This window comes from Sphingomonas sp. GW821-FHT03E12, from assembly GCF_059420685.1.
Genome location: NZ_JBWKUF010000004.1, coordinates 357,895 through 380,011, shown reverse-complemented (window position 1 = coordinate 380,011; position 22,117 = coordinate 357,895). Strand labels below are relative to the sequence as shown.

Genomic DNA, 22,117 nt, shown 5'->3' with positions numbered 1-22,117 from the left:
GTTCCTGTGGATCTTGTTGCGATTTGCGTTCTCTCTAGGCCAGTGCGCGGCGAACGGCAAAGGCCCTCGGGTGCAAGCGATTGCGAAGCCGGGCGTGCGGTGCAATAGGGTTGGCGGGTAAGCGCGCAACGGGCGCGGGTGCCGGGTCGGCGTTGAAGGGATATGGTTCGGACGTGACGCGCAAGGCTCTGCTTCTCGCCGGGATTCTGCCGATCGCGCTGTGCTGTGTGCCCGCCTCGGCGCAGGATCTGCAGGACCGGCCGGCCGAACCGCCGCCGCCCTCCGAAACCGCGCTCCCCACCGATCCTGATCAGATCCAGTTCTCCGCCGATCTCGCCGAATATGATTCGGAGGGCGATGTCGTCACGGTCAGCGGCGACGTGCGCATGTTCCGCGACGGCAACCGGCTGCGCGCGGACAAGGTGGTGTGGAACCGCAAGACCGGGCAGGTCGTCGCCACCGGCAGCATCGCGGTCACCAATCCCGAAGGCGACACCGCCTATGGCGACAAAATCGATCTGACCGATTCGCTCAAGGACGGCGCGATCGACAACATGCTCGTCGTGCTCGAGCAGGGCGGGCGACTTGCCGCCGAACGCGGCACGCGCGACGCGAACGGGGTGATCAGCGTCGATCGCGCCGCCTATACGCCCTGTGCGGTGGTCGATGCGGGCAATTGCCCCAAGGAACCCTCGTGGAAGATCACGGCGGTAAAGGTCGTCTACGATCCCACGCGGCACCGGATGCGCTATCAGGGCGCGCGCGTCGCACTGTTCGGCTTCGCGACGCTGCCGCTTCCGGCGTTCAGCCACTCGATCGGCGCGGGCAACGCCAGCGGCCTGCTCGCCCCCGCGATCCGCCTCGACGCGGTGAACGGCTTCGAAGTCGCCCTGCCCTATTATTTCACGCTCGGTCCCGATCGCGACGTCACCGTCACGCCGCATATCTTCACCAATGCGCTGCCGATGCTGCAGGGAGAATATCGCCAGCTCACCGGCAACGGCGCGTTCCGCGTCACCGGATACGCCACCTATAGCCGCCGCAGCGACGATTTCGTCTCGCCCACGCCCACCGTGTCGAGCGAATATGCCTTTCGCGGTTATATCGACGGGACGGCGCGCTTCCAGCTGGATCCCAACTGGAGCGTCAGCGGGTCGATGCGGATCGCCAGCGATCGCACCTTCCTGCGCCGCTACGACATCTCCAGTGACGACCGGCTTCGCAACAATATCCGGGTGGAGCGGATCGACCGCAACTCACTGCTCAGCATCAACGGCTGGGCGGTCCAGACGCTGCGCCCGACCGAAAGCCAGGGGCTTCAGCCGATCGCCCTGCCCGAAATCGACTATCGCCTGCGCTTCGGCCAGTCGCTGATCGAAGGCGGGCGGTTCGAGCTTCAGCTCAACAGCCTCGCGATCGGCCGCGCGAGCGGACAGGATACGCAACGCGCCTTCGCCTCGCTGCGCTACGATCTGCGCAAGCTGACCGCCTGGGGGCAGGAGATCACGCTGACTGCCTATGGCCGCGGCGATCTCTACAACACCGATGAAGTCGGTGCGACCAGCCAGATCAGCTATCGCGGGCTGGAGGGATTCCGCGGCCGCGCGATCGGCGCGCTCGCCATCGACATGAAATGGCCGCTGATCGGCGAGGCGTTCGGCGGCACGCAGTTGATCACCCCGCGGTTCCAGGTCGTCGCGGCGCCGCGGATCGAGAATTTCGACATCCCGAACGAAGATGCGCGCTCGGTCGATCTTGAGGATTCGAACCTGTTCGCGCTCAACCGCTTTCCCGGTTACGACCGGTTCGAGGATTCGACGCGCTTCACCTTCGGGCTCGACTATTCGCTGTATCTGCCGGGTCTCTCGATCGAGGCGAATATCGGTCAGAGCTATCGCATTGATTCGCGGCCGACGATCCTGCCCGACGGCACCGGCCTCACCGACCGGCTCTCCGACATCGTCGGACGGACGGTGGTGCGCTACAAGGACTTCCTGACCTTCACGCACCGCTACCGGCTCGACAAGGACAATCTCGCCATCCGCCGCAACGAGATCGACGCCACGATCGGCTCGCGCGATACGTTCGCGACAATCGGCTACCTCCGGCTCAACCGGAATGTCGATTTCGCCCTCGAGGATCTGCAGGATCGCGAAGAGGCGCGGGTCGGTGCGCGGGTGAAGATCTCGCGTTTCTGGTCGATGTTCGGCTCGGCGGTGATCGATCTCACCAATGCCGAGGAAGACCCCACCTCGCTCGCCGACGGGTTCGAACCGATCCGCCATCGCCTTGGCATCGAATATGAGGATGACTGCCTGCGTCTGGGCGTCACCTGGAAGCGCGACTATCAGACGACCGGCGACGCGCGGCGCGGCAGCAGCTATCTGTTGACGCTGGCGCTCAAGAATTTGGGGCGCTAAGCCCCAGTTAAGGCACAATTGGCGACTAGACGCCCCCATGGCCCAGCCGATGGGAACGGATTTCAGGTACAGGTGAAGATGACTTTTAAGGTCGTACATTTCTGCCGCGCGGCAGCTCTGATCCTTGGCATTGCGGGCAGCGCGGCGGTCGCCGGGCAGGTCGTGGGCGATGCACCGTCCAGCGCGGCCAATCTGGATCTGCCGAAGGACTTCCAGCTGCTCGGCAAGGCGGACCCCAATGTCCGCAAGCCGACGGCGCTGGTGAACGGCTATGTCATCACGCGTACCGATGTCGATCAGCGCTTCGCGCTGTTCGTCGCGCTCAACCAGCTCAAGCTGACCGCGGAGGAGCAGGACCGGCTGCGCCTTCAGGTGCTTCGCCTGCTGACGGACGAGACGATCCAGATCCAGGAAGCCAAGGCGAACGACATCACGATCGCCCAGGATCAGGTCGACCGCAGCTTCGCTTCGATCGCCAGCCGCTACCAGCGCACGCCCGACCAGATGCGCGCCTGGCTGCGCGAAATCGGCTCGTCCGAACGCTCCTTCAAGCGCCAGATCGAAGGCGAAATCGCCTGGCAACGCGTCATCCAGCGCAAGATCGGTGTTCTCATCAACGTCGGCGACGAAGAGGTGAAGGCGATCATCGAACGACTTGAGGCAGCCAAGGGAACAGATGAGTTCCAGCTGCGCGAGATCTACATCTCCGCCACGCCCGAACGGCAGGGCGAGGTGTTCCAGGCGATGCAGCAGATGATCCAGCAGATGCAGCAGGGCCGTCCGTTCGAGTATTTCGCGCAGTTCTCCGAAGCGACGACCCGTTCGGTCGGCGGCGATCTCGGCTGGGTGCGCTCGGGGATGCTTCCAGCACAGCTGGCTCAGGCGGCACAGCAGATGCAGGTTGGCCAGGTCGCCGGGCCGATCGAGGTTCCGGGCGGCTTCTCGATCCTCTATCTCGTCGACAAGCGTCAGGTGCTGACCGCCGATCCGCGCGACGCCAAGCTCAGCCTGCGGCAGCTCACCGTCAAGTTTCCGGCGGGCACGACCCAGGCCCAGGCACAGACCAAGGCGTCGGAATTCGCGACCGTGCTGAAATCGACCGCCGGCTGCGGCGCCGTGGGCAAGGCCGCAGAGACGCTGGGCGCAGAGGTTGTGGACAATGATTCGGTGCGCGCGCGCGATCTGCCGCCGCAGCTGCAGGATATCATCCTGAAGCTTCAGATCGGTGAGGCAACGCCTCCCTTCGGATCGCCAGAAGAAGGCGTGCGTGCCCTGGTTCTGTGCGGCCGCGATGACCCCAAGACCGCCTCGCTGCCCAGCCCGGACCAGATTCGCGAGCAGATCGAGGAAACGCGCACCAACCTGCGCGCGCAGCGCTATCTTCGCGATCTTCGCCGCGACGCGATCATCGACTATCGCTGAGCCGTGACGATTCCGGCCCTCCCCCTTGCGGTCGCTCTGGGCGACCCCGCCGGGATCGGTCCGGAAATCGTCGCGAAGGCATGGCGTGATCGTGAACTTCAGTCGCTGCCGCCATTCTTCGCCGTGGGCGATGCGCGCGCGATCACAGCAGTCTGGGATGGCCCGGTCGCGAGCATCGCGAACCCGAGCGAAGCGCTTGCCATCTTCGGCGAAGCGCTTCCGGTGCTCACGGTCGCCGACACGAGCGAGATCGATCCCGGACATCCGGACGACGCCGGCGCGCGTTGCGCGCTCGACAGTCTCGAGCTCGCCACCGGCCTCACCCGTTCGGGCGCAGCGAGCGCGCTCGTGACAGGACCGGTGTCGAAGGCCCAGCTCTACCGCATCGGTTTCACCCATCCGGGGCAGACCGAGTTCGTCGCCGAACGCTGCGGCATCGCACCCGAGAATACGGTGATGATGCTCGCCGGGCCGACGTTGCGGGTGGTGCCGGTGACGACGCACATCCCGCTCGCCGATGTGCCACAGGCAATCTCGATCGAGCTGGTACTCGCCAAGGCGCGGGTGACGGCGCGTGGCCTCTCCCGCAATTTCGGGATCGACGCACCGCGGCTCGCCTTTGCGGGGCTCAATCCGCATGCGGGCGAGAGCGGCGCGATCGGTCGCGAGGAAATCGACATCCTCGAACCCGCGATCCGCCAGTTGCGGGCCGAGGGGATCGATGTGGTCGGGCCGCTCGCCGCCGACACGATGTTCCACGCCCGCGCGCGCGCTACCTATGACGCGGCGATCTGCCTCTATCACGATCAGGCGCTGGTCCCGCTCAAGACGCTGCATTTCGACGAGGGCGTCAACATGACGCTCGGCCTGCCGATCGTGCGCACCTCCCCCGATCACGGCACTGCGTTCGGCATTGCCGGGCAGGACATGGCCGAGCCGGGCGCGATGATCGCGGCGATCCGTATGGCTGGTCAGGCAGCCGAGAAACGGGCACTGGCCGAGGCGTGACCGCCCTCCCCCCGCTTCGTGAAGTCATCCGCAAACATGGGCTGAGCGCCAGCAAGGCGCTGGGGCAGAATTTCCTGTTCGATTCACAGCTGCTCGACCGGATCGCGCGCGTTCCGGGCAATCTCGAAGGGCAGGAAGTGTTCGAGGTGGGACCGGGGCCAGGCGGCCTGACCCGCGCGCTGCTTCAGGCAGGGGCAAAGGTAACCGCGGTGGAACGCGACCGCCGCTGCATCCCCGCGCTGGCCGAATTGGGTGAGGCGTTTCCGGGCATGCTCAACGTGATCGAAGGCGATGCACTGCAAGTGGACGCGCCTTCGCTGTTCGCGGGCAAGCCGCATATCACGTCCAACCTGCCCTATAATGTCGGCACCGCGCTCACGGTGGGCTGGCTCTCGGCGAGCTGGCAGCCCTGGTGGGCAAGCCTGACCCTGATGTTCCAGAAGGAGGTCGCCGAGCGCATCGTCGCAGCCCCGGGGACCAACGCCTATGGCCGGCTCGCAGTGCTGGCGCAGTGGCGGAGCTCAGCCAGGATCGCGATGCCGGTCCACCGCTCAGCCTTCACGCCGCCGCCCAAGGTGATGTCGGCGGTGGTCCATATCGTACCGGGCGAGGAGCCCCCGGGCGTCAAGCTCCCGGTGCTCGAGAAGCTGACCGGCGCGGCATTCGGCCAGCGGCGCAAGATGCTGCGTCAGAGCCTCAAGGCGGTTCCCGGCGCGGTCGAGGCAGCCGAAAGCATCGGCATCGATCCGACGCGCCGAGCCGAAACGGTGAGCGTCGACGAATTCGTCGCGCTCGCCCGTACCCTTTCCGCCTAGTTCTTCTTGGCCTCGGCAGGCGGCGGCACGACCTGCGCGGTCGCGGTCGCGGGCGGGCCCTTGGCGATCGCGGCGGCGAGCTGGTTCGCATCGGCACAGGTGCTGCCGCACAGCGTCTTCACCCGTGCGAGATTCTCCTTGGCGCGTTCGACCGCCCCCTTCTGCACCATCGCCTCACCCTGCCCGCGCAACGCAACGACATCGTTGGGCTCGAGCGTCAGCGCCTCGCGGTAAAAGCGGATCGCCTTGCCCGGCAGCCCCTGCGCGCGCGCGACTTCGGCGAGCACGATATAGGCCTGACGGTTGCGCGGATCGACGGCAAGCGCGCTTTCGATCAGGTCGTTGGCGCCATCGAGATTGCCCGCGGCCTTCGCAGCCTTGCCGCGTTCGAGCAGCGCGATCGAGCGCGCGTCGATCTGATCGTCGGCGCGCTGGCCGTAGAGCGAGGTCGAAACGCTGAGCAAAGCGAGCGCGGCGGCGGCGGACACGACGGTAATACGCATCAGGGACTCCGGACGTAGAATGCGCAGAGCTATCATGCGCGCACGAGCTTCGCGACAAAAAAGCCGTCGGTCGAATGGGACAGCGGGGTGAGGCGCATACCCGGTCCATGCGGGGTTCCAAGCGGAAGCGCAAGCGGCGCGGCGCTCCAGCCCGGTTGGCGAGCCAGAAACGCCGCCACCTGATCCGCCCCTTCGGCATCGAGCAGCGAGCAGACGATATGCACCAGCGTGCCGCCGGGCTTGACCAGCGCAGCGCCGATATCGAGCAGCCGCGCCTGGGTCTCGAGCAGCTTCGCCAGCCGCGCAGGCGTGAGCCGCCAGCGTGCTTCCGGGTTGCGGCGCCAGGTTCCGGTGCCCGAGCAAGGTGCGTCGATCAGCACGACATCGGCGGTTCCCGCCCAGTCGGCGAGCGGCTCGCTCTCGCGGCCCGGATTGAGCAGGCGCGTCTCGACGATCGTCACCCCCGCCCGCTCGGCCCGCGGCAAGAGGCGCGACAGGCGTGGCCGATCGGAATCGCTGGCGAGGAGCTCGCCCCGGCTCTCCATCGCTGCAGCCAGCGCGAGCGTCTTGCCCCCGCCGCCCGCGCACAGATCGACCACGCGCATCCCGGGCTGGGCACCCGCGGCAAGCGTGACGGTCTGGCTGCCCGCGTCCTGCACCTCGATCCAGCCATCGACATAGGGCTGGCTCTTCTCGACCGGCGTATCGGGCGGAAGGCGGAGCGCCGCGGCGACCCCGTCGACCGGCTGCGCATCGGGCAATGCGGCCCGAACCTGCGCGATACTGGCCTTGAGCGTGTTGACGCGCAGGTCGAGCGGTGCGCGGTCGAGCAGCGCAGCCGCCTGATCCGTGCCGATGCCCGATGCGGCAAAAGCCTCGATCAGCCAGGCAGGCGCGATCCCGGCCTGCGCGACCGGTTCCCCGGCGGCGATCGGCGGCGGACCGTAGGAAGAGCCATCGAAGGTTGCGGTCAACGCCGGATCGCCTGCCGCCAGCGCAAGCAGCGCCGCGCGCCCGCTCTCGGGCCGCTCGCCGCACAGGCGGATCGCGTCGTAGATCAGCCCGCGGATCGCGCGGCGGTCCTTCGACCCGGCATAGCGCCGCGCCGCGAACCCGCGCTGGATCAGCACATCCGCCGATGCGCCGCCGTCGCGCGCTGCGACGATGATCTGGTCGAGCAGCTCGATCGCTGCCTGCGTCCGCGCGGCGGGTGTCATGCCCGCCTATCCGGGTGACAGGTCGGTTGACAAAGTTGACGCGACACGCGTGTTTTCACGGCAATGATGACACGCGGGGCGTGCGGCATCGACAAAGGGAATTCAGACTGCATTGCCGGAACGGCAAAGCAGATGGGTTCCAACATTGGAAGGGGGAAGCATGAGACACAAAGCGATCCGGCCGATGACGCCGCGCGATCCGCACGAGCCGCACCGCGCGGCGACCCCGCTGGAACTGCTGTTCGATCTGGTCACGGTGATCGCCATCGCGGCCGCGGCGGCCTCGCTGCATCATGGCATTGCAGCTGATCATGCCGCTGAGGGCGTCGTCCGTTACCTGTTCACCTTCTTTGCGATCTGGTGGGCGTGGATGAATTTCACCTGGTTCGCCTCCGCCTATGACAATGACGATGCGCCGACCCGGCTGCTGACAATGGTGATCATGGGCGGCGCGCTGCTGATCGCGGCGGGCATCGAGCGCTTCTCCGCCCATCTCGACATCAGCCTGGTGGTGGCCGGCTATGCAGTGATGCGCGTGGCGATGATCGCGCTGTGGTTGCGCGCGGCCTGGCACGATCCGGCACGGCGCGTCTGCGCCCTGCGCTATGCCGGGGGAATCGCGGTGGCCCAAGCCTATTGGATCGGCCTCTACCTGTTCGGCGACCCGCACACCCCGATGTTCGTCGCGCTGATCCTGCTCGGCTGGGTCATCGAGCTTGCGGTCCCCGCAATCGCGGAGCGCGCGAACATGACGCCGTGGCACCGGCACCATATCGTCGAGCGCTATGGCCTGCTGACGATCATCGTGCTGGGCGAAGTCCTGCTCGCAGCCACGCTCGCACTCGAAAAGGCATGGGACGGCAGCTTCGACGTGCGGCTGGTGCACACCGCCATCTCTGCGCTGGTCATCACCTTTGCGATGTGGTGGCTCTACTTCGCGCGCGAGGAGCAGTTGTCGAGCACCAGGCTCAGCCGCGCGCTGCAATGGGGCTATGGCCATATGCTTGTCTTCGCCTCGGGCGCGGCGGTGGGCGCGGGCTTTGCCGTGCTGGTCGAGATCCTGACCGGTCATTCGAAGATCGGGATCCGTGCAGGCGATCTGGCGGTGGCGATTCCGCTCGGCATCTACTTCCTGGCGCTATGGCTGGTGCGGGACCGGTTCGAGCTGCGCGGCGCGGCACGATGGGTTCTGCCGGTCTTCGCGGCGGCGGTGATCGCCCTGCCCTTCGCCTTCCCGGCGCTCGAGGCGATCGCGGCGCTGGCGGTGGCGGCGGTGGCGATCCGCGCGACGCTCTCCGCACGCGCCGTCAGGGCGGAGGAAATCAGGGCGGAGTCTGCCGCTTGATCCCATAGTCGATGCGGATCCGGACCCACTCGCCGACCTTGGACTGGCCGCCAAGGCGCGGCGGGCGGACGCGGAACTGCCAGGCGGCGGCAAGCACCGCGCGGGCGATCTTCGAGCCTTCCGGATACTCGTCGAGCATGATGCAATCATCGACCCGGAAATCGGGCACGGTGCGGCACGCGATCAATCCCCAGCCCGGCCCGGTCGCGGTGGAGAGATAGCCGCTGAGCTCGCTGTCATAGGGTTCGCGATACCAGGCTGCGGCATAGAGCGGCTCGCCGCGCGGCCCTCTGCCCTCAACCCGTGGTGTATCGCCGGGCAGGCTGGCGAGGTTGGGTGGCCCTGCGGCACGGCGCGCAGGCGCCGGCGCAGCGGGTTGCCGGGGAAGCGTCGCGATGTCCGGCATCCGGCCGAGCGGGATATTGAGCAGCACCGGCGGCGAAGGCTGGGGCTGGGGCTGGGGTTGCGGAACGGGCGGCTGCGGCTCGGGATCGGGCTGGGTTTCCGCAGGCTGGACCCGCGCCGGATTCGGGGCAGCACTGGGCGCGGGCTTTTCCTCGGCTTCGGCTTCCGGCTCGGGTTCCGGCGTCACGCCGAACACCGTCATGCCCGCATCGCCGTCCTCACGCCCGACAATATCCGGGGCCAGCGTGAAGATCATCAGCACGACCAGAAGCTCGACCAGCAACGCGAGCAGGAAGCCGCGCGTGCGCGTGCCGAACCGGGCGCGCAAACGATCCAAGCTTGAAGGTACGGGAGAATCCGGCTGGGACAATGAACCTCGGGAGACAGAAACGGCGCGGACGGAGCGTGGCTAGGACTGCAATACGACTAAAACATGTCGGACTCAGCGCAACCGTTCCGCAAGGAAATCGACGAAGACCCGCACACGGGCCGGGGTGTTGGCGCCGCCGACGAAGACGGCATGGATCACCTCGATATCGCCGGGGTTGAATTCCTCCAGGATCGGGACGAGCCGCCCGTCGGCAAGCTCATCCGCGACGCTGAACGCGCCGACCCGGGTGATGCCAACCCCCGCAGCGGCGAGCTGACCCAGAGTCTCGCCATTGTTCGCCTCGACATTGCCGGTGACGGTCATCGCATAGTCGCTCTGCCCGTCGCAGAAGGGCCAGACCGGCTCGGCCCGGCGGAAATTGAAGTTGAGGCAATTGTGATCGTGCAGGTCCGCGGGCACGCGCGGGGTGCCGTGACGCGCGAGATAGCCGGGCGAGGCAACGATCACCCGGCCATTCTCCCCCAGCTTACGCGCGGTGAGGCCGCTATCGGCGAGCGGGCCGAAGCGGATCGCGACATCCGCCTGCCCCGCCGCGACATCGACGATCGAGTCGCTCAGGCTGATGTCGACCAGGATGTGCGGGTAGAGACGTGCGAATTCGCCGAGCAGTGGGACGATGCACAACCGCCCGTGCGACAGTGCCGCGCTGACCCGTAACCGGCCGCGCGGAGCACCCTGATCGGCGATCGCCTGTTCGGCATCGTCGAGATCGGTGAGGATCCGGCGTGCCGCGCCGAGATAGGCTTGCCCCTCCGCCGTCAGGGTGAGGGCGCGGGTCGTGCGGAGCAGCAAGCGCACCCCAAGCCGTGCCTCGATCCGGTCTACGGTGCGGCTCACCGCCGAGGGAGTCAGACCGAGCACGCGTCCGGCAGCGGAGAAGCTGCCCTGCGCGGCAACCGCGGCAAACACTTCCAGTGAGCGGGCGCGATCGGCGCCGGATTCCATCTTTGCGTCCACAGCAAAAATCCTTCGCTTTTACTCGCCCTACAAGGTCAGAGTTTCGCCGTCCATCTGTGCGTCCAACGCCTTTCAGGGAGTGCATGATGGAATATCGGCAATTGGGAGCTTCGGGGCTGCGCGTCCCAGTGTTGAGCTTCGGCACCGGCACCTTTGGCGGCTCCGGGCCGCTGTTCGGTGCCTGGGGTACCAGCGACGCGGCGGAAGCGCGGCGGCTGATCGACATCTGCCTCGAAGCAGGCGTCAATCTGTTCGACACCGCCGACGTCTATTCGAACGGCACTTCCGAAGAAGTGCTGGGCGAGGCGATCAAGGGCCGGCGCGATGCGGTGCTGATCTCGACCAAGACCGGGCTGCCGATGGGCGACGGCCCTGCCGATTGGGGCGTGTCGCGCTCGCGGCTGATCGCCGCGGTGGAAGCCTCGCTCAAACGGCTCGGCACCGACCATATCGACATCCTCCAGCTTCACGCGCTCGACGCGCATACGCCGGTCGAGGAACTGCTCGCGACGCTCGACACGCTGGTTGCGCAGGGCAAGCTGCGCTATGCCGGCGTCTCCAACTATCCGGGCTGGCAGCTGATGAAGGCGCTCGCCGCCGCCGACCGGCATGGCTGGCCGCGCTTCGTGGTGCACCAGGTCTATTATTCGCTGATCGGCCGCGCCTATGAGGCAGACCTCATGCCGCTCGCCGCCGACCAAGGCGTGGGCGCTTTGGTGTGGAGCCCGCTCGGCTGGGGCCGCCTGACCGGCAAGATCGGGCGCGATCGCCCGGTGCCCGCGGGCAGCCGCCTGCACGACACCGAGCAATTCGCCCCGCCCGTGACCGACGAGCATCTCTACAAGGTGATCGACGCGATCGAGATCGTGGCCGAGGAGACGGGCAAGACCGTGCCTCAGGTGGCGATCAACTGGCTGCTGCAGCGCCCCACCGTCTCGTCGGTGATCATCGGCGCGCGCAACGAGGAACAGCTGCGGCAGAATCTCGGCGCGGTCGGCTGGTCGCTGACGCCTGCGCAGGTCGCTGCGCTGGATGCAGCGAGCGACGTGCTGCCGCCCTATCCCCACACCCCTTATCGGCAGCAGGAGGGCTTTGCCCGCCTCAATCCGCCGCTGGTCTGAACCGGAAGAACCGACATGAAGCTCAATCCCCCCTTGCTCGCGCTCGCCGCGGGCGCCTTCGGCATCGGCGTGACGGAGTTCGCGCCGATGGGTCTGCTGCCCGTGATCGCCAATGATCTGGGCGTTTCCATCCCCGCTGCCGGTCTGCTGGTCAGCGCCTATGCGCTGGGCGTGCTGATCGGTGCGCCGCTGATGACGCTGACCACCGGACGCGTGCCGCGGCGGACATTGCTGATCGGCCTCGCCGCGATCTTCACGCTGGGCAACCTGCTGTCGGCGGTCGCGGACGGATATTGGACGCTGCTCGCCGCGCGCGTGCTCACCTCGCTCAACCATGGTGCGTTCTTCGGTGTCGGGTCGATCGTCGCGGCGAGCGTGGTCGCGCCCGACCGCAAGGCCGGCGCAGTCGCGGCCATGTTCATGGGGCTGACGGTGGCGACGATCGTCGGCGTGCCGCTTGCCACCTGGGCGGGCGAGCATCTCGGCTGGCGCGCGTCCTTCTGGGCGATCGCGGGGCTGGGTGTGGTGACGATGGCGGCGCTGCGCTTCACCCTGCCCGCGATGCCCGCGCCCGAAGGCGGTAATGTCGCCGACGAGTTGCGCGTGCTGGCGCGCAAGCCGGTGCTCGCGGCGCTGGGCCTGACCGTGATCGGGTCGAGCGCGATGTTCACCGTCTTCACCTACATCACCCCGATCCTGCAGACGCAGACCCGCGCCTCGCTGGCGTTCGTGACGGCGATGCTGGTGGTCTATGGCGTAGGCCTCACCGTGGGCAATTGGCTGGGCGGCAAGTTCGCCGACAAGTCGGTCGACCGCACCCTGATCATCACCCTCGCCTCGCTCTCGGCGGTACTGGTCGCCTTTGCGCTGCTGATGCCGTTCCACCTGCCGGTTGCGGCCCTCGTATTCCTGTGGGGCGTGGCGAGCTTCGCGCTGGTGCCGCCATTGCAGGTGCGGGTGATGACCGCCGCGCACGACGCGCCCAACCTTGCCTCCTCGGTCAATATCGGCGCGTTCAACCTGGGCAACGCGATCGGCGCAGCGCTGGGCGGCGCGGTGATCGCGGGGGGGCTCGGCTATCCGGCGGTGTCGCTGGCGGGCGCTGCAACCTCCGCGATCGGCCTGGTCATGGTGCTGTGGGCGCGGCGCGGCACCGCCCCGGCGGAGGGAGAAAGGCTGGCCGCCGGCACCTGCTGAAGTCCAAGACTGCAACCCGAATGGAGCGGCAATGACCGCCCCCTTATCTCATCGTCTAGAACAATTTTTCCGGCCCAATGTAATTTTCGCGAAAGACAAGTGTTCCCACTTTCGCTTCATCAGGAAATATCCACGACATTCTTCAATATAACCCCGCCGAGCAATCCGATTTCTATTCCAGACAATCACGTGCTATACAGATCACGCTGACGTCGCCTGCGACGGATATTGGGCCGCCCTGGCTCCTCCCTTTGTCCCTTTCTAGCTTCGCCGTAGCCGGGATGCACCGCTGTTGGCGCATGCCCGCCCCATGGGACAAGGAACCCCATCATGATCACTGGAACCGTAAAATTCTTCAACCCTGACAAGGGCTTCGGCTTCATCGCTCCGGAAGGTGGCGGTAACGACGCCTTCGTCCATATCTCCGCAGTGGAGCGTGCCGGGATGCGCACGCTCGATAAGGACCAGCGCGTCACCTACGAGCTCGAGACAGACAGCCGCGGCAAGACGTCGGCCGTCAATCTCCAGTCCGCCTGAACCGACCGAGGGGCGTCCGAAAGGGCGCCCCTAATTTCTTGCGAACGGAGACACAATGTCCAGAGCACTCAACATCAACGCCACAAAGGACGATGTCGTCGCGGCCTGCGCGAAGCACAACATAACGATCAGCGCAATCGAGTCCCTGCAGTCGGGTGGCACGCGCGTCGTGATGAACAATGCCGACGATACAGCGCGTGTCGCCAAGGCCTTTGGCTCAAAGGTCATCACAGGCACCGTGATCCGCCTCCCCACCCGAATGGGCAGGCAGTAGAACCGCATGGCAGCGTATCGGGAACCCGGATTCCAGGAGCGCGTGGCTCTTGCCGCGCGCGCGAAAAGCGCCGCGTTGGAAAAACTGCTGGCAAAGCCGCCCGTGAATGCCGCCGAACAGGCGGCCCGCGTCGCCCGGGCGGCCACGCGCGAAACCGCAGCGGCAGAGAAGCGAGAGGCCAGGCGCCTCGCCAGCGAGGAAGCCGCAGCCGCGAAACGCGCCGACGAGGTTTCTGCCGCCGTGCAAGCACCGGCCACGCCTAGCGACGCGGACCGCAAGGCCGCTCGCGACGCCCGCTATGCGGCACGCAAGGGCAGGAAATCGAAATAGGCCGGACACCGGCCAGGCAGACAAGCATCATCGCCGAGAGGAACTGACCGATGGCCAAAAGCCAGAAGAAATCGAACCGTGAGATCCGCAAGCCCAAGGCAACGAAGGACCCGAAGCCCAACGCATCGAACCCGTCGCTCAAGGGCAAGCCGGTCGAGATGACGACGCTGAAGACCTGACTTGCAGACGGCCCCGTCCGGCTCACGCCGGGCGGCAAGCCCATCCTCCGGAACCCGTTGTACAGGCTCCGATCCAACACTTAAGTTTTCACTTGACTATTGACCATCCGAGTCATTAGTTAAGTCCATGCTTAAGCATCAAGACGTCGATACCCTGCTTCGCGCTTTGGCCGAACCGACCCGTCGGTCGATCATCGAGCGGTTGAGCAGCGCCCCGGCTGCGGTCGGGGAACTGGCCAAGCCCTATGACATGTCGCTCGCGGCGGTCATGCAGCATCTGCAGGTGCTGGAGGCGGCGGGGATCATCGCAAGCGAAAAGGTCGGGCGTTCCCGTATCTGCCGGCTGGAGCCGGAAGGGATGGACGCGCTCGCCCTGTGGATCGAAGCCAGGCGCCATCCGTCCGAACGCAAGCTCGACCGGCTGGCTGCCTTCCTCAACGAAACCGGAGACAAGCCATGACCGATGTTGCCACCAAACCCGCCGTACACAGCACCTTCCGCCTCGAGCGCTTCTACAGCGCCAGCCCGGAACGCGTGTTCAGCGCCTTTTCCAACCCCGACTCCAAGCGCCGCTGGCTGATCGAGGGCGAAGGGTTCGAAGTGTTCGACTACCGCCCCGCCTTCGCGGTGGGTGCGCATGAGTTCTCGAGCTTCGCCTATCAGGGCGGTCCGGAGATCATCAACGAGACCGTCTATCAGGATATCGTGCCCAATGAGCGGCTGGTCTATTGCTACCGCATGGCACTGGCCGGCGCGCCGATGTCGGCATCGCTCGCCACGATCGAACTCGTCGAGAAGGACGGCGGCACGCTGCTCATCCACACCGAGCAGGGCACCTATCTCGACGGGATGGACGACGGAACCGGCCGCCAGGAAGGCGTGCGCGGGCTGCTCGAAATCCTCGCCGGGGAAGTCGAGGGCTGACCGAAATCAGCCTCCCGGATACCGGAGGGTGCGGCGCCACGGTGCCGCACCCTTTTCCATGTCAGCCGCCGAGCAAAGCGATCAGCACCGGATCGCGCGTCGCGCGCGGATTGCGGCGGATCTCCGCCTCCTCGCGCCCGATGGTGAAGAAGATCGCCCGCCCCGCCTGACGTGACACGTCGCGGGCAAGCCCGCCGAGATCGAAGCCCGACGACGCCGCAAGTGCGGCGGTCAAAATCTCGAACGCGTCACCGCGCAAGCCGTTGGAGAATTCGGGGAACATCGCCTCGATCACCGCGCCCTCGGTCTCGCGCGCAAGCAAGTCGGTCGCCGCGGTCGGTCCGCCGCGCAATACTGCAAGAGCGTCGGCAAAACTCATGCGATGGATCGCGTCGAGCACCACCGGGGTCGCGCGATCGGCGGCATCGACGGCCAGGTCGTTGAGCGCGATCGCGATGCGGGTGCGGACGGCGTTGGTGCGCAGGATCGCGCCGAGCACAGCGCCCGTCCGGTCACCGGAGGAATCAGGCATGCGCAGGCGGGTGACCTGATCGTCATAGAAACCGCCCGGGCGGATCAACCGGTCGAACGCACGCTGGCTCGACAAAGTGAGCAGGCGGCGCACACCCTCCTCGACTCCGTAGCTGCCAGGACCATTCATGCAGCCCGCAAGCGCGGCGACCGGCAGCAGCGCGGCCCGCGCAATCAGCCGGCGGCGGTTGGTAACCTCGAACATCGCGCATCTCCTCTACTCGCGCCAACGCGCGGGGCGGAGATGCGGTGCCGTGACTGACCCTGCGCTGAACCGCCCAGAGTCAGGCAATGCTCAGCGCGTCGGGTAGTTGGGCGCCTCACGCGTGATCGTCACGTCATGGACATGGCTTTCGCGCAGGCCCGCGCCGGTGATGCGGACGAAACGGCCCTTCTTCTGCAGGTCCGGGATCGTCGCCGCGCCGGTATAGCCCATCGCCGCCTTGATGCCGCCGACCAGTTGATGGATCACGTCCTTGGCCGGGCCCTTGAACGCGACCTGCCCTTCGATCCCCTCAGGGACGAGCTTGAGCTGATCCTTGATATCGCCCTGGAAATAGCGGTCGGCCGAGCCGCGGCCCATCGCGCCGACGCTGCCCATGCCGCGATACGACTTGTAGGCGCGGCCCTGATACAGGAACGTCTCGCCCGGCGCTTCCTCGGTCCCCGCGAGCAGCGATCCGACCATGCAGGTCGACGCGCCCGCCGCCAGCGCCTTGGCAAGGTCGCCCGAGGTGCGCAGGCCGCCATCAGCGATCACCGGCACGCCCGACTTGGCGGCTTCGTTGGCGCTGTCCATCACCGCGGTGAGCTGCGGCACGCCGACGCCCGCGACGACGCGCGTGGTACAGATCGAACCCGGGCCGATGCCGACCTTTACGCCATCCGCACCCGCGCCGATCAGCGCCTTGGTCGCTTCGCCCGTCGCGACATTGCCGGCGACGACCTGAACGCGGTTGGACAGTTTCTTCACCCGCTCGACCGCGCGCGCGACGTCCTTGTTATGGCCGTGCGCTGTATCGATCACGATCAGGTCGACTTCGGCATCGACCAGCGCCTCGGTCCGCTCGAAGCCCTTGTCGCCGACCGTAGTCGCGGCGGCGACGCACAGGCGGCCGGCGCCGTCCTTGGTCGCATCGGGATAGGTCACCGCCTTCTCGATATCCTTGACCGTGATCAGGCCGACGCAGCGATAGGCATCGTCCACCACCAGTAGCTTCTCGATCCGGCGCGCGTGGAGCAGGCGGCGCGCCTCTTCCTGACCTACGCCGGTCGAAACCGTGGCGAGATTCTCGTGCGTCATCAGCTCGCTGACCGGCTGCTTGGGGTTCTCGGCGAAGCGCACGTCGCGGTTGGTGAGGATGCCGACCAGCTTGCCGTCGGCCTCGGTCACCGGGATGCCGCTGATCTTGTGCCGCGCCATCAACGCCTGCGCCTCGGCCAGCGTGCCGGTGGCGCGGATCGTGATCGGATTGACGACCATCCCGCTCTCGAACCGTTTGACGATCCGCACCGCCTCGACCTGTTCTTCGATCGAAAGGTTGCGGTGGAGCACGCCGATACCGCCGAGCTGCGCCATCACGATCGCCATGTCGGCCTCGGTGACGGTGTCCATCGCAGAGGAGAGGATCGGAATGTTGAGCGCGAGATCGCGCGTCACATAGGTGCGGGTGTCCGCCATGCTCGGCAGAACTTCGGATTCGCCCGGATAAAGAAGGACGTCGTCGAAGGTGAGGCCGAGGGGGATATCCATGCGTTTGCCAATGTCCTGAGTCGGAAGTTGGCGGCCCATGTAACCGTGGTTACCGCTATGCGCTAGGGGGTGATCGGACGCCGTGTCACCATTTGCCGATCGAGCCAGACCGCGACCAGCGCGCCAACCGCGTAGGCGAGCAGATCCTTGAGGTCGAATCCCGTGCCGAATACGATCCGCAGCCATTGGTGATGCCCCAGGCCGAGCAGATCGAGGATACCGATCAGCTGGCCCAATTCGATGGCGACCGCGACGGAAAGCGCGGTCGCCGCCGCAGTCAACGGCCCGGCTGCGAACACCGCACGGATCGCCATGAACACCAGAATCACGGCCAGCACATCGCCCAGATAGGGCCGGACGAACGCATCCTTGACGAACAGTGCGATCAGCAGCTCGACAACGAGAAGAACAAGTGCGGCACCGGCATGACCCGGGCTGAACCTCATCCTGCCCGCGCCAGCAGCAGCTTTGCCTGCTCGACGTGCATGTCCTCGATCATCCGGTCCTTGTAGCGCTCGGCCCCGCCGCCCGCCGCGGCGATGAGCGCGCGGGCGTCATCCAGCTCACCCGAGGTGGGATCGAACGCCGCACGGGCGATATCGATCTGGTTCGGATGGATCAGGCTCTTGCCGTCAAAGCCGAGCAACCGCCCCTCGGCCGCCTCGGCAGCAAGGCCATCCGGATCATCCAGCTTGTTGAATACACCGTCGAGCGCCCAGATCTCGCGCCCGCGCGCCGCCAGCACGATCAGCTGGAGCGCCAGCTGCATCTGCGCGCGGCCCGCCGCGGGCGGAAGCCTGAGCGACGCCGCCAGATCGTTGGTGCCCGCGATCAGCCCCGCCATTTCGAGGCCCCAGCCCGTGGCGCTGGCGATCGGTCCGACATTCATCACTCCGGCCGCGGTTTCGATCATCGCCAGCACCGGGCGGTCGGCATAGAGGGCGGCGTAGAGGATCGTGTCCGGCTTCTCGACCTTGGGCAGGATCACATGCGTGGCGGCGGATTTCTTCACCGCCTTGAGATCCTTCTTCCAATGCTCGCTGTCCTCGGCATTGACGCGGATGCCGAAGGGGCGATCACCGAAGCCCTCCACGGTCTTCGCAGCCTCACGTGCCGCGTCCTTGTCCTCGGGCTTCACCGCATCTTCCAGATCGAGGATGATCATGTCCGCAGCCAGTCCCCGCGCCTTCTCGATCGCGCGCGGGTTCGAGGCCGGCAGGAACAGCGCGGTGCGCGGGGCGATGTAATGGACTGTGCTCATCGCTGCTCTATGCTAGCATCCGCCGGACAAAGCGAGGTCCGCGCGATTTTCGGGGGAGTGACATGGAACTGACCGTTGGCGCCTTTTTCGTCGGCATGCTGCTGGTGCTGCTCTACCTCTTCTCCAGCATCAAGATCGTACGGCAAGGCTATGAATATACGATCGAACATTTCGGACGCTTCACCACGGTGGCGAAGCCGGGGTTCAACCTCTACCCCGCCTTTTTCTACCGGGTCGGCCGCCGGGTGAACATGATGGAGCAGGTGATCGATATCCCGGGACAGGAGATCATCACCAAGGACAACGCCATGATCTCCACCGACGGCGTGGTGTTCTTCCAGGTGCTCGACGCCGCCAAGGCCGCCTATGAGGTCAGCGACCTCTATGTCGCGCTGCTCCAGCTCACCACGACGAACCTGCGCACCGTGATGGGGTCGATGGACCTCGACGAGACGCTGTCGAAGCGTGACGAGATCAATGCGCGGCTGCTGTCGGTGGTCGATCACGCGACCACCCCCTGGGGCGTCAAGATCACCCGCGTCGAGATCAAGGACATCCGCCCGCCCGCCGACATCGTCAACGCGATGGGCCGCCAGATGAAGGCCGAGCGCGAAAAGCGCGCCAACATCCTCGAGGCCGAAGGCTCGCGCGCATCGGAGATCCTGCGCGCCGAGGGCCAGAAGCAGGCCCGCATCCTCGAGGCCGAGGGCCGCAAGGAATCGGCCTTCCGCGACGCCGAGGCGCGCGAGCGCGCTGCGGAGGCCGAAGCCAAGGCGACCGAACTGGTGTCGCAAGCCGTGGAGAGCGGTTCCGCCGCCTCGCTCAACTACTTCATCGCGCAGAAATATGTCGAAGCGGTCGGCAAGTTCGCGACCTCGCCCAACGCCAAGACGATCCTGTTCCCGGTCGAGGCGACCCAGCTGATCGGCACGTTGGGCGGGATCGGTGAGCTGGCCAAGGACGCGCTCGGCAGGCTCGATGCGCCTGCCGCACCGTCTTCGTCCCCGGCACGCGTCCGCCAGTCGCCGTTCGTGCAGAAGGACGGCGAATGAACTGGAGCGAACAGGGCGGCTTCATCTGGCTGATCCTTGCCGCGGTGCTGGCGATCGCGGAGCTGATGCTGCCGGGCGTCTACCTGACCTTCATCGCGATGGGTGCCGGGATCACCGGCATCCTCGCTTTGCTCTTCCCCGAACTGGGGCCGGTGGGCCAGTTGGTCAGCTTCGCCGCCTGGTCGACGGTGTTCGTGCTGGTCGGCAAGCGCTGGTACGGCGCCAACCCGGTGCCGAGCAGCGACCCCGATCTCAACAACCGCGCCGCGCGGATGATCGGCCAGACGGTGACGGTGGTCGAGGCGATCAGCGGCGGCACCGGCCGGGTGCGCGTCGGCGACGGCGAATGGCCCGCCGAGGGCCCTGACCTCGAGGCCGGTACCAAGGCACGGATCGCCGGTGTGCGCGGGGGTGTCGTCGTGGTCGAAGCGGTGAAGGCGATCGAACCGCCCGCCGCCTGACCAAAGGCCGTCGTCGCACCGCGCAAGACATGCTATGATCCGCGACAGGTGAAGAGTCGCGTCCTCATTTGATGGAGGAACAGCATGTCAGCACCTCTCGACGAAGCGAAACTCCACGCATTCATCGGCAAGATGCTGGGCGATCTGGGCGGCGCGATGTCCGTGCCGACCGTCCGCATCGGCCTGCGGCTGGGCTTGTTCGAGGCACTGACCCAAGGCCCTGCCACCGCGGCTGAGCTCGCCGGGCGCACGGGCGGACTGCATGAACGCTATGTCCGCGAATGGGCGCTGGCGCAGGCGGCGAACGGCTATATCGAGTTCGACCCGGCGACCCAGCGCTTCGGCATCTCGCCCGAGCAGGCGATGGTCTTCGTGAACCCCGACAGCCCGGTCTATCTCGCCGGCGCGTTCGAGCTGATCGCCGCGATGATCGAGGCGGAGCCCAAGGTCGAGCAATGTTTCCGCCACGGCACCGGCGTGCGCTGGGGCGATCATGCCGGCTGCCTGTTCTGCGCCACCGGCGCCTTCTTCCGGCCGGGCTATGTCAACAACATCGTCCAGGCGTGGATCCCTGCGCTGTGCGGCGTCGAGGCGAGGCTGCGCAGCGGCGCGAAGGTTGCGGATGTCGGCTGCGGCGTCGGCTTCTCCACCCTGTTGATGGCGGAAGCCTATCCGGAGAGCGAGTTCACCGGCTACGATTTCCACGCCCCGTCGATCGAGGAAGCGCGCCGCCATGCACAGGCGCACGGCCTGAGCGACCGCGTGCGGTTCGAGGTCGCCGCGGCAAAGGACATACCGGACAGCGGCTTCGACCTGGTCACCATGTATGACTGCCTGCACGACATGGGCGATCCGCGCGGGTGCGCGGCGCATATGCGCAGCATCCTCTCACCGGGCGGCACCTGGATGATCGTCGAGCCGATCGCCGGCGACAGCCCCGAACAGAATTTCAACCCGGTCGGGCGCCTCTACTACAACGCCTCGACGATGATCTGCGTCCCCACCTCGCTCGATCAGGAAGTCGGCGAGGGACTGGGCGCGCAGGCGGGCGAAGCGCGGCTGGCGCAGATCGTGCGCGAGGCCGGGTTCGGAGAGGTCCGGCGCGCCACCGAAGGGCCGTTCAACATGGTGCTCGAAGCCGTCTGAGCGGCAGGCGGGATGCCTCACGCGCTTGCCGGGTCCTGCGGGACGCGGCATAGCGCACGACAAGATGAAGCTCGCTGACCGAACCATCTGAAGCGTTCCCGCGCTGACGCGTGAGGAACCCCGAAGCCGGACGCACCGCGCCCGGCTCGCCTCTTCATATCTATTCGGCGCCTGCGCATGACGCGCGCCGATTTTAGCGAGTTTCCCATGACCAACTATTTCGAGAGCCCGTTCAAGGGCATTCCCCTCGACCGTCAGGTTACCCAGCCCAATATCCGGGTCGGGCGCTTCAGCTATTATTCCGGCTATTATCACGGCCACAGCTTCGACGATTGCGCCCGTTTCCTGCTGCCCGATCCCGATGCCGACAAGCTGGTCGTCGGCAGCTTCTGCTCGATCGGTTCGGGCGCCGCCTTCATCATGGCGGGCAATCAGGGCCACCGGAACGAATGGGCCAGCACCTTCCCGTTCCATTTCTATCCCGGCGCGCCCGAATTCGCGGAGGCCGCCAACGGCTATCTGCCCGCGGGCGATACGGTGATCGGTCACGATGTGTGGATCGGGTCCGAGGCGATCGTCATGCCCGGCGTCCGCATCGGCCACGGCGCGGTGATCGGCACGCGCGCGCTGGTGACCCGCGACGTCGAACCCTATGCGATCGTCGGCGGCAATCCCGCTCGTGTCCTGCGCAAGCGGTTCGATGAGCGGCGGATCGCCCTGCTGCTCGACATGGCGTGGTGGGACTGGCCCGACGACCGGCTGCGCCAGGCGATCCCGCTGCTGACCAGCGGAGAGATCGAGGCGTTGCACGACTTCTGGCTGAGCTGTCGCGACGGTTGACGTTGATCGAAGGGGACCTTTCGCGGCC

The 22,117-nt window shown here is 66.5% G+C and carries 25 protein-coding genes; 17 read left to right on the top strand and 8 right to left on the bottom strand.

The window, feature by feature from the left end:
* The first annotated feature begins 173 nt into the window (after nt 1-173).
* The 4 genes from AC07TU_RS15090 to rsmA all read left to right on the top strand — a co-directional run bounded on the left by AC07TU_RS15090 (nt 174) and on the right by rsmA (nt 5,665).
* Entirely contained in the window at nt 174-2,420 is a 2,247-nt protein-coding gene (locus AC07TU_RS15090) for an LPS-assembly protein LptD (protein WP_495188741.1), read from the top strand.
* A 78-nt stretch (nt 2,421-2,498) separates the two neighbouring features.
* Nucleotides 2,499-3,842 carry a peptidylprolyl isomerase gene (locus tag AC07TU_RS15085; protein WP_495189021.1) on the top strand — a complete coding sequence of 448 codons (1,344 nt, stop codon included), beginning with the start codon at nt 2,499-2,501 and terminating at the stop codon, nt 3,840-3,842.
* A 3-nt stretch (nt 3,843-3,845) separates the two neighbouring features.
* The gene (pdxA, locus tag AC07TU_RS15080) at nt 3,846-4,850 is read left to right on the top strand and encodes a 4-hydroxythreonine-4-phosphate dehydrogenase PdxA (protein WP_495188740.1); all 1,005 of its coding nucleotides are present in this window, start codon (nt 3,846-3,848) and stop codon (nt 4,848-4,850) included.
* Nucleotides 4,847-5,665 (top strand): 16S rRNA (adenine(1518)-N(6)/adenine(1519)-N(6))-dimethyltransferase RsmA, encoded by an 819-nt coding sequence (gene rsmA / locus AC07TU_RS15075; protein WP_495188739.1) that lies wholly within the window; start codon nt 4,847-4,849, stop codon nt 5,663-5,665. Before pdxA ends, rsmA begins: the two co-directional genes overlap by 4 nt.
* Here the strand turns inward: rsmA and AC07TU_RS15070 are convergent.
* Together AC07TU_RS15070 and AC07TU_RS15065 are read right to left on the bottom strand one after the other, a co-directional pair.
* The gene (locus tag AC07TU_RS15070; RefSeq protein WP_495188738.1) at nt 5,662-6,168 is read right to left on the bottom strand and encodes a tetratricopeptide repeat protein; all 507 of its coding nucleotides are present in this window, start codon (nt 6,166-6,168) and stop codon (nt 5,662-5,664) included. The two genes, rsmA and AC07TU_RS15070, sit on opposite strands and share 4 nt — an antisense overlap.
* Before the next feature lie 32 nt (nt 6,169-6,200).
* The gene (locus AC07TU_RS15065; protein WP_495188737.1) at nt 6,201-7,385 is read right to left on the bottom strand and encodes an RsmB/NOP family class I SAM-dependent RNA methyltransferase; all 1,185 of its coding nucleotides are present in this window, start codon (nt 7,383-7,385) and stop codon (nt 6,201-6,203) included.
* Between the two features lie 160 nt (nt 7,386-7,545).
* Here AC07TU_RS15065 and AC07TU_RS15060 point away from each other — a divergent pair, with 160 nt between their 5' ends.
* Nucleotides 7,546-8,730, top strand: a complete 1,185-nt coding sequence (locus tag AC07TU_RS15060) for a low temperature requirement protein A (protein WP_495188736.1) — start codon at nt 7,546-7,548, stop codon at nt 8,728-8,730.
* On the opposite strand, the gene AC07TU_RS15055 is transcribed toward AC07TU_RS15060, so the two are convergent.
* Together AC07TU_RS15055 and AC07TU_RS15050 are read right to left on the bottom strand one after the other, a co-directional pair.
* Nucleotides 8,708-9,472, bottom strand: coding sequence for a hypothetical protein (locus AC07TU_RS15055; RefSeq protein ID WP_495188735.1), 765 nt, complete (start codon nt 9,470-9,472; stop codon nt 8,708-8,710). The genes AC07TU_RS15060 and AC07TU_RS15055 overlap by 23 nt on opposite strands.
* 105 nt (nt 9,473-9,577) lie before the next feature.
* Complete coding sequence (locus AC07TU_RS15050; protein WP_495189020.1) at nt 9,578-10,471, bottom strand: LysR family transcriptional regulator; 894 nt, start codon at nt 10,469-10,471, stop codon at nt 9,578-9,580.
* Nucleotides 10,472-10,569: 98 nt separating this feature from the next.
* On the opposite strand from AC07TU_RS15050, the gene AC07TU_RS15045 reads away from it, so the two are divergent.
* The 8 genes from AC07TU_RS15045 to AC07TU_RS15010 all read left to right on the top strand — a co-directional run bounded on the left by AC07TU_RS15045 (nt 10,570) and on the right by AC07TU_RS15010 (nt 15,045).
* Nucleotides 10,570-11,604: an aldo/keto reductase gene (locus tag AC07TU_RS15045; protein ID WP_495188734.1), complete on the top strand. Its 1,035-nt coding sequence runs from the start codon at nt 10,570-10,572 to the stop codon at nt 11,602-11,604.
* 15 nt (nt 11,605-11,619) lie between these two features.
* A complete protein-coding gene (locus AC07TU_RS15040; RefSeq protein WP_495188733.1) occupies nt 11,620-12,801 on the top strand; it encodes an MFS transporter in 1,182 nt (393 codons plus the stop codon).
* 330 nt (nt 12,802-13,131) lie between these two features.
* Nucleotides 13,132-13,338 carry a cold-shock protein gene (locus AC07TU_RS15035; RefSeq protein ID WP_495188732.1) on the top strand — a complete coding sequence of 69 codons (207 nt, stop codon included), beginning with the start codon at nt 13,132-13,134 and terminating at the stop codon, nt 13,336-13,338.
* Nucleotides 13,339-13,393: 55 nt separating this feature from the next.
* Nucleotides 13,394-13,612, top strand: a complete 219-nt coding sequence (locus tag AC07TU_RS15030) for a hypothetical protein (RefSeq protein WP_495188731.1) — start codon at nt 13,394-13,396, stop codon at nt 13,610-13,612.
* 6 nt (nt 13,613-13,618) lie between these two features.
* Nucleotides 13,619-13,942: a DUF6481 family protein gene (locus AC07TU_RS15025; RefSeq protein ID WP_495188730.1), complete on the top strand. Its 324-nt coding sequence runs from the start codon at nt 13,619-13,621 to the stop codon at nt 13,940-13,942.
* A 50-nt stretch (nt 13,943-13,992) separates the two neighbouring features.
* Nucleotides 13,993-14,121 (top strand): hypothetical protein, encoded by a 129-nt coding sequence (locus AC07TU_RS15020; protein ID WP_495163075.1) that lies wholly within the window; start codon nt 13,993-13,995, stop codon nt 14,119-14,121.
* A gap of 127 nt (nt 14,122-14,248) precedes the next feature.
* On the top strand, nt 14,249-14,581 hold the full coding sequence (locus AC07TU_RS15015; RefSeq protein ID WP_495188729.1) for an ArsR/SmtB family transcription factor: 333 nt from the start codon (nt 14,249-14,251) through the stop codon (nt 14,579-14,581).
* Nucleotides 14,578-15,045 (top strand): SRPBCC family protein, encoded by a 468-nt coding sequence (locus tag AC07TU_RS15010; RefSeq protein ID WP_495188728.1) that lies wholly within the window; start codon nt 14,578-14,580, stop codon nt 15,043-15,045. Before AC07TU_RS15015 ends, AC07TU_RS15010 begins: the two co-directional genes overlap by 4 nt.
* Nucleotides 15,046-15,106: 61 nt before the next feature.
* Here AC07TU_RS15010 and AC07TU_RS15005 read toward each other — a convergent pair whose 3' ends face one another.
* The 4 genes from AC07TU_RS15005 to AC07TU_RS14990 form a co-directional block, all read right to left on the bottom strand.
* Complete coding sequence (locus AC07TU_RS15005) at nt 15,107-15,781, bottom strand: DUF4197 domain-containing protein (RefSeq protein WP_495188727.1); 675 nt, start codon at nt 15,779-15,781, stop codon at nt 15,107-15,109.
* A gap of 90 nt (nt 15,782-15,871) precedes the next feature.
* A complete protein-coding gene (gene guaB, locus AC07TU_RS15000) occupies nt 15,872-17,329 on the bottom strand; it encodes an IMP dehydrogenase (protein ID WP_495188726.1) in 1,458 nt (485 codons plus the stop codon).
* Nucleotides 17,330-17,391: 62 nt separating this feature from the next.
* A complete protein-coding gene (locus tag AC07TU_RS14995; protein WP_495188725.1) occupies nt 17,392-17,775 on the bottom strand; it encodes a ribosomal maturation YjgA family protein in 384 nt (127 codons plus the stop codon).
* The gene (locus AC07TU_RS14990) at nt 17,772-18,590 is read right to left on the bottom strand and encodes an HpcH/HpaI aldolase/citrate lyase family protein (protein ID WP_495188724.1); all 819 of its coding nucleotides are present in this window, start codon (nt 18,588-18,590) and stop codon (nt 17,772-17,774) included. The genes AC07TU_RS14995 and AC07TU_RS14990 overlap by 4 nt, the downstream gene beginning before the upstream one ends.
* 62 nt (nt 18,591-18,652) lie before the next feature.
* Between AC07TU_RS14990 and AC07TU_RS14985 the strand changes: the two genes are divergently transcribed.
* The 4 genes from AC07TU_RS14985 to catB all read left to right on the top strand — a co-directional run bounded on the left by AC07TU_RS14985 (nt 18,653) and on the right by catB (nt 22,089).
* Nucleotides 18,653-19,642: an SPFH domain-containing protein gene (locus tag AC07TU_RS14985; protein WP_495188723.1), complete on the top strand. Its 990-nt coding sequence runs from the start codon at nt 18,653-18,655 to the stop codon at nt 19,640-19,642.
* Complete coding sequence (locus tag AC07TU_RS14980) at nt 19,639-20,103, top strand: NfeD family protein (protein WP_495188722.1); 465 nt, start codon at nt 19,639-19,641, stop codon at nt 20,101-20,103. The genes AC07TU_RS14985 and AC07TU_RS14980 overlap by 4 nt, the downstream gene beginning before the upstream one ends.
* An 84-nt stretch (nt 20,104-20,187) precedes the next feature.
* Nucleotides 20,188-21,249, top strand: a complete 1,062-nt coding sequence (locus tag AC07TU_RS14975; protein WP_495188721.1) for a class I SAM-dependent methyltransferase — start codon at nt 20,188-20,190, stop codon at nt 21,247-21,249.
* Between the two features lie 207 nt (nt 21,250-21,456).
* Complete coding sequence (catB, locus tag AC07TU_RS14970) at nt 21,457-22,089, top strand: type B chloramphenicol O-acetyltransferase (protein WP_495188720.1); 633 nt, start codon at nt 21,457-21,459, stop codon at nt 22,087-22,089.
* Nucleotides 22,090-22,117 lie beyond the last annotated feature (28 nt).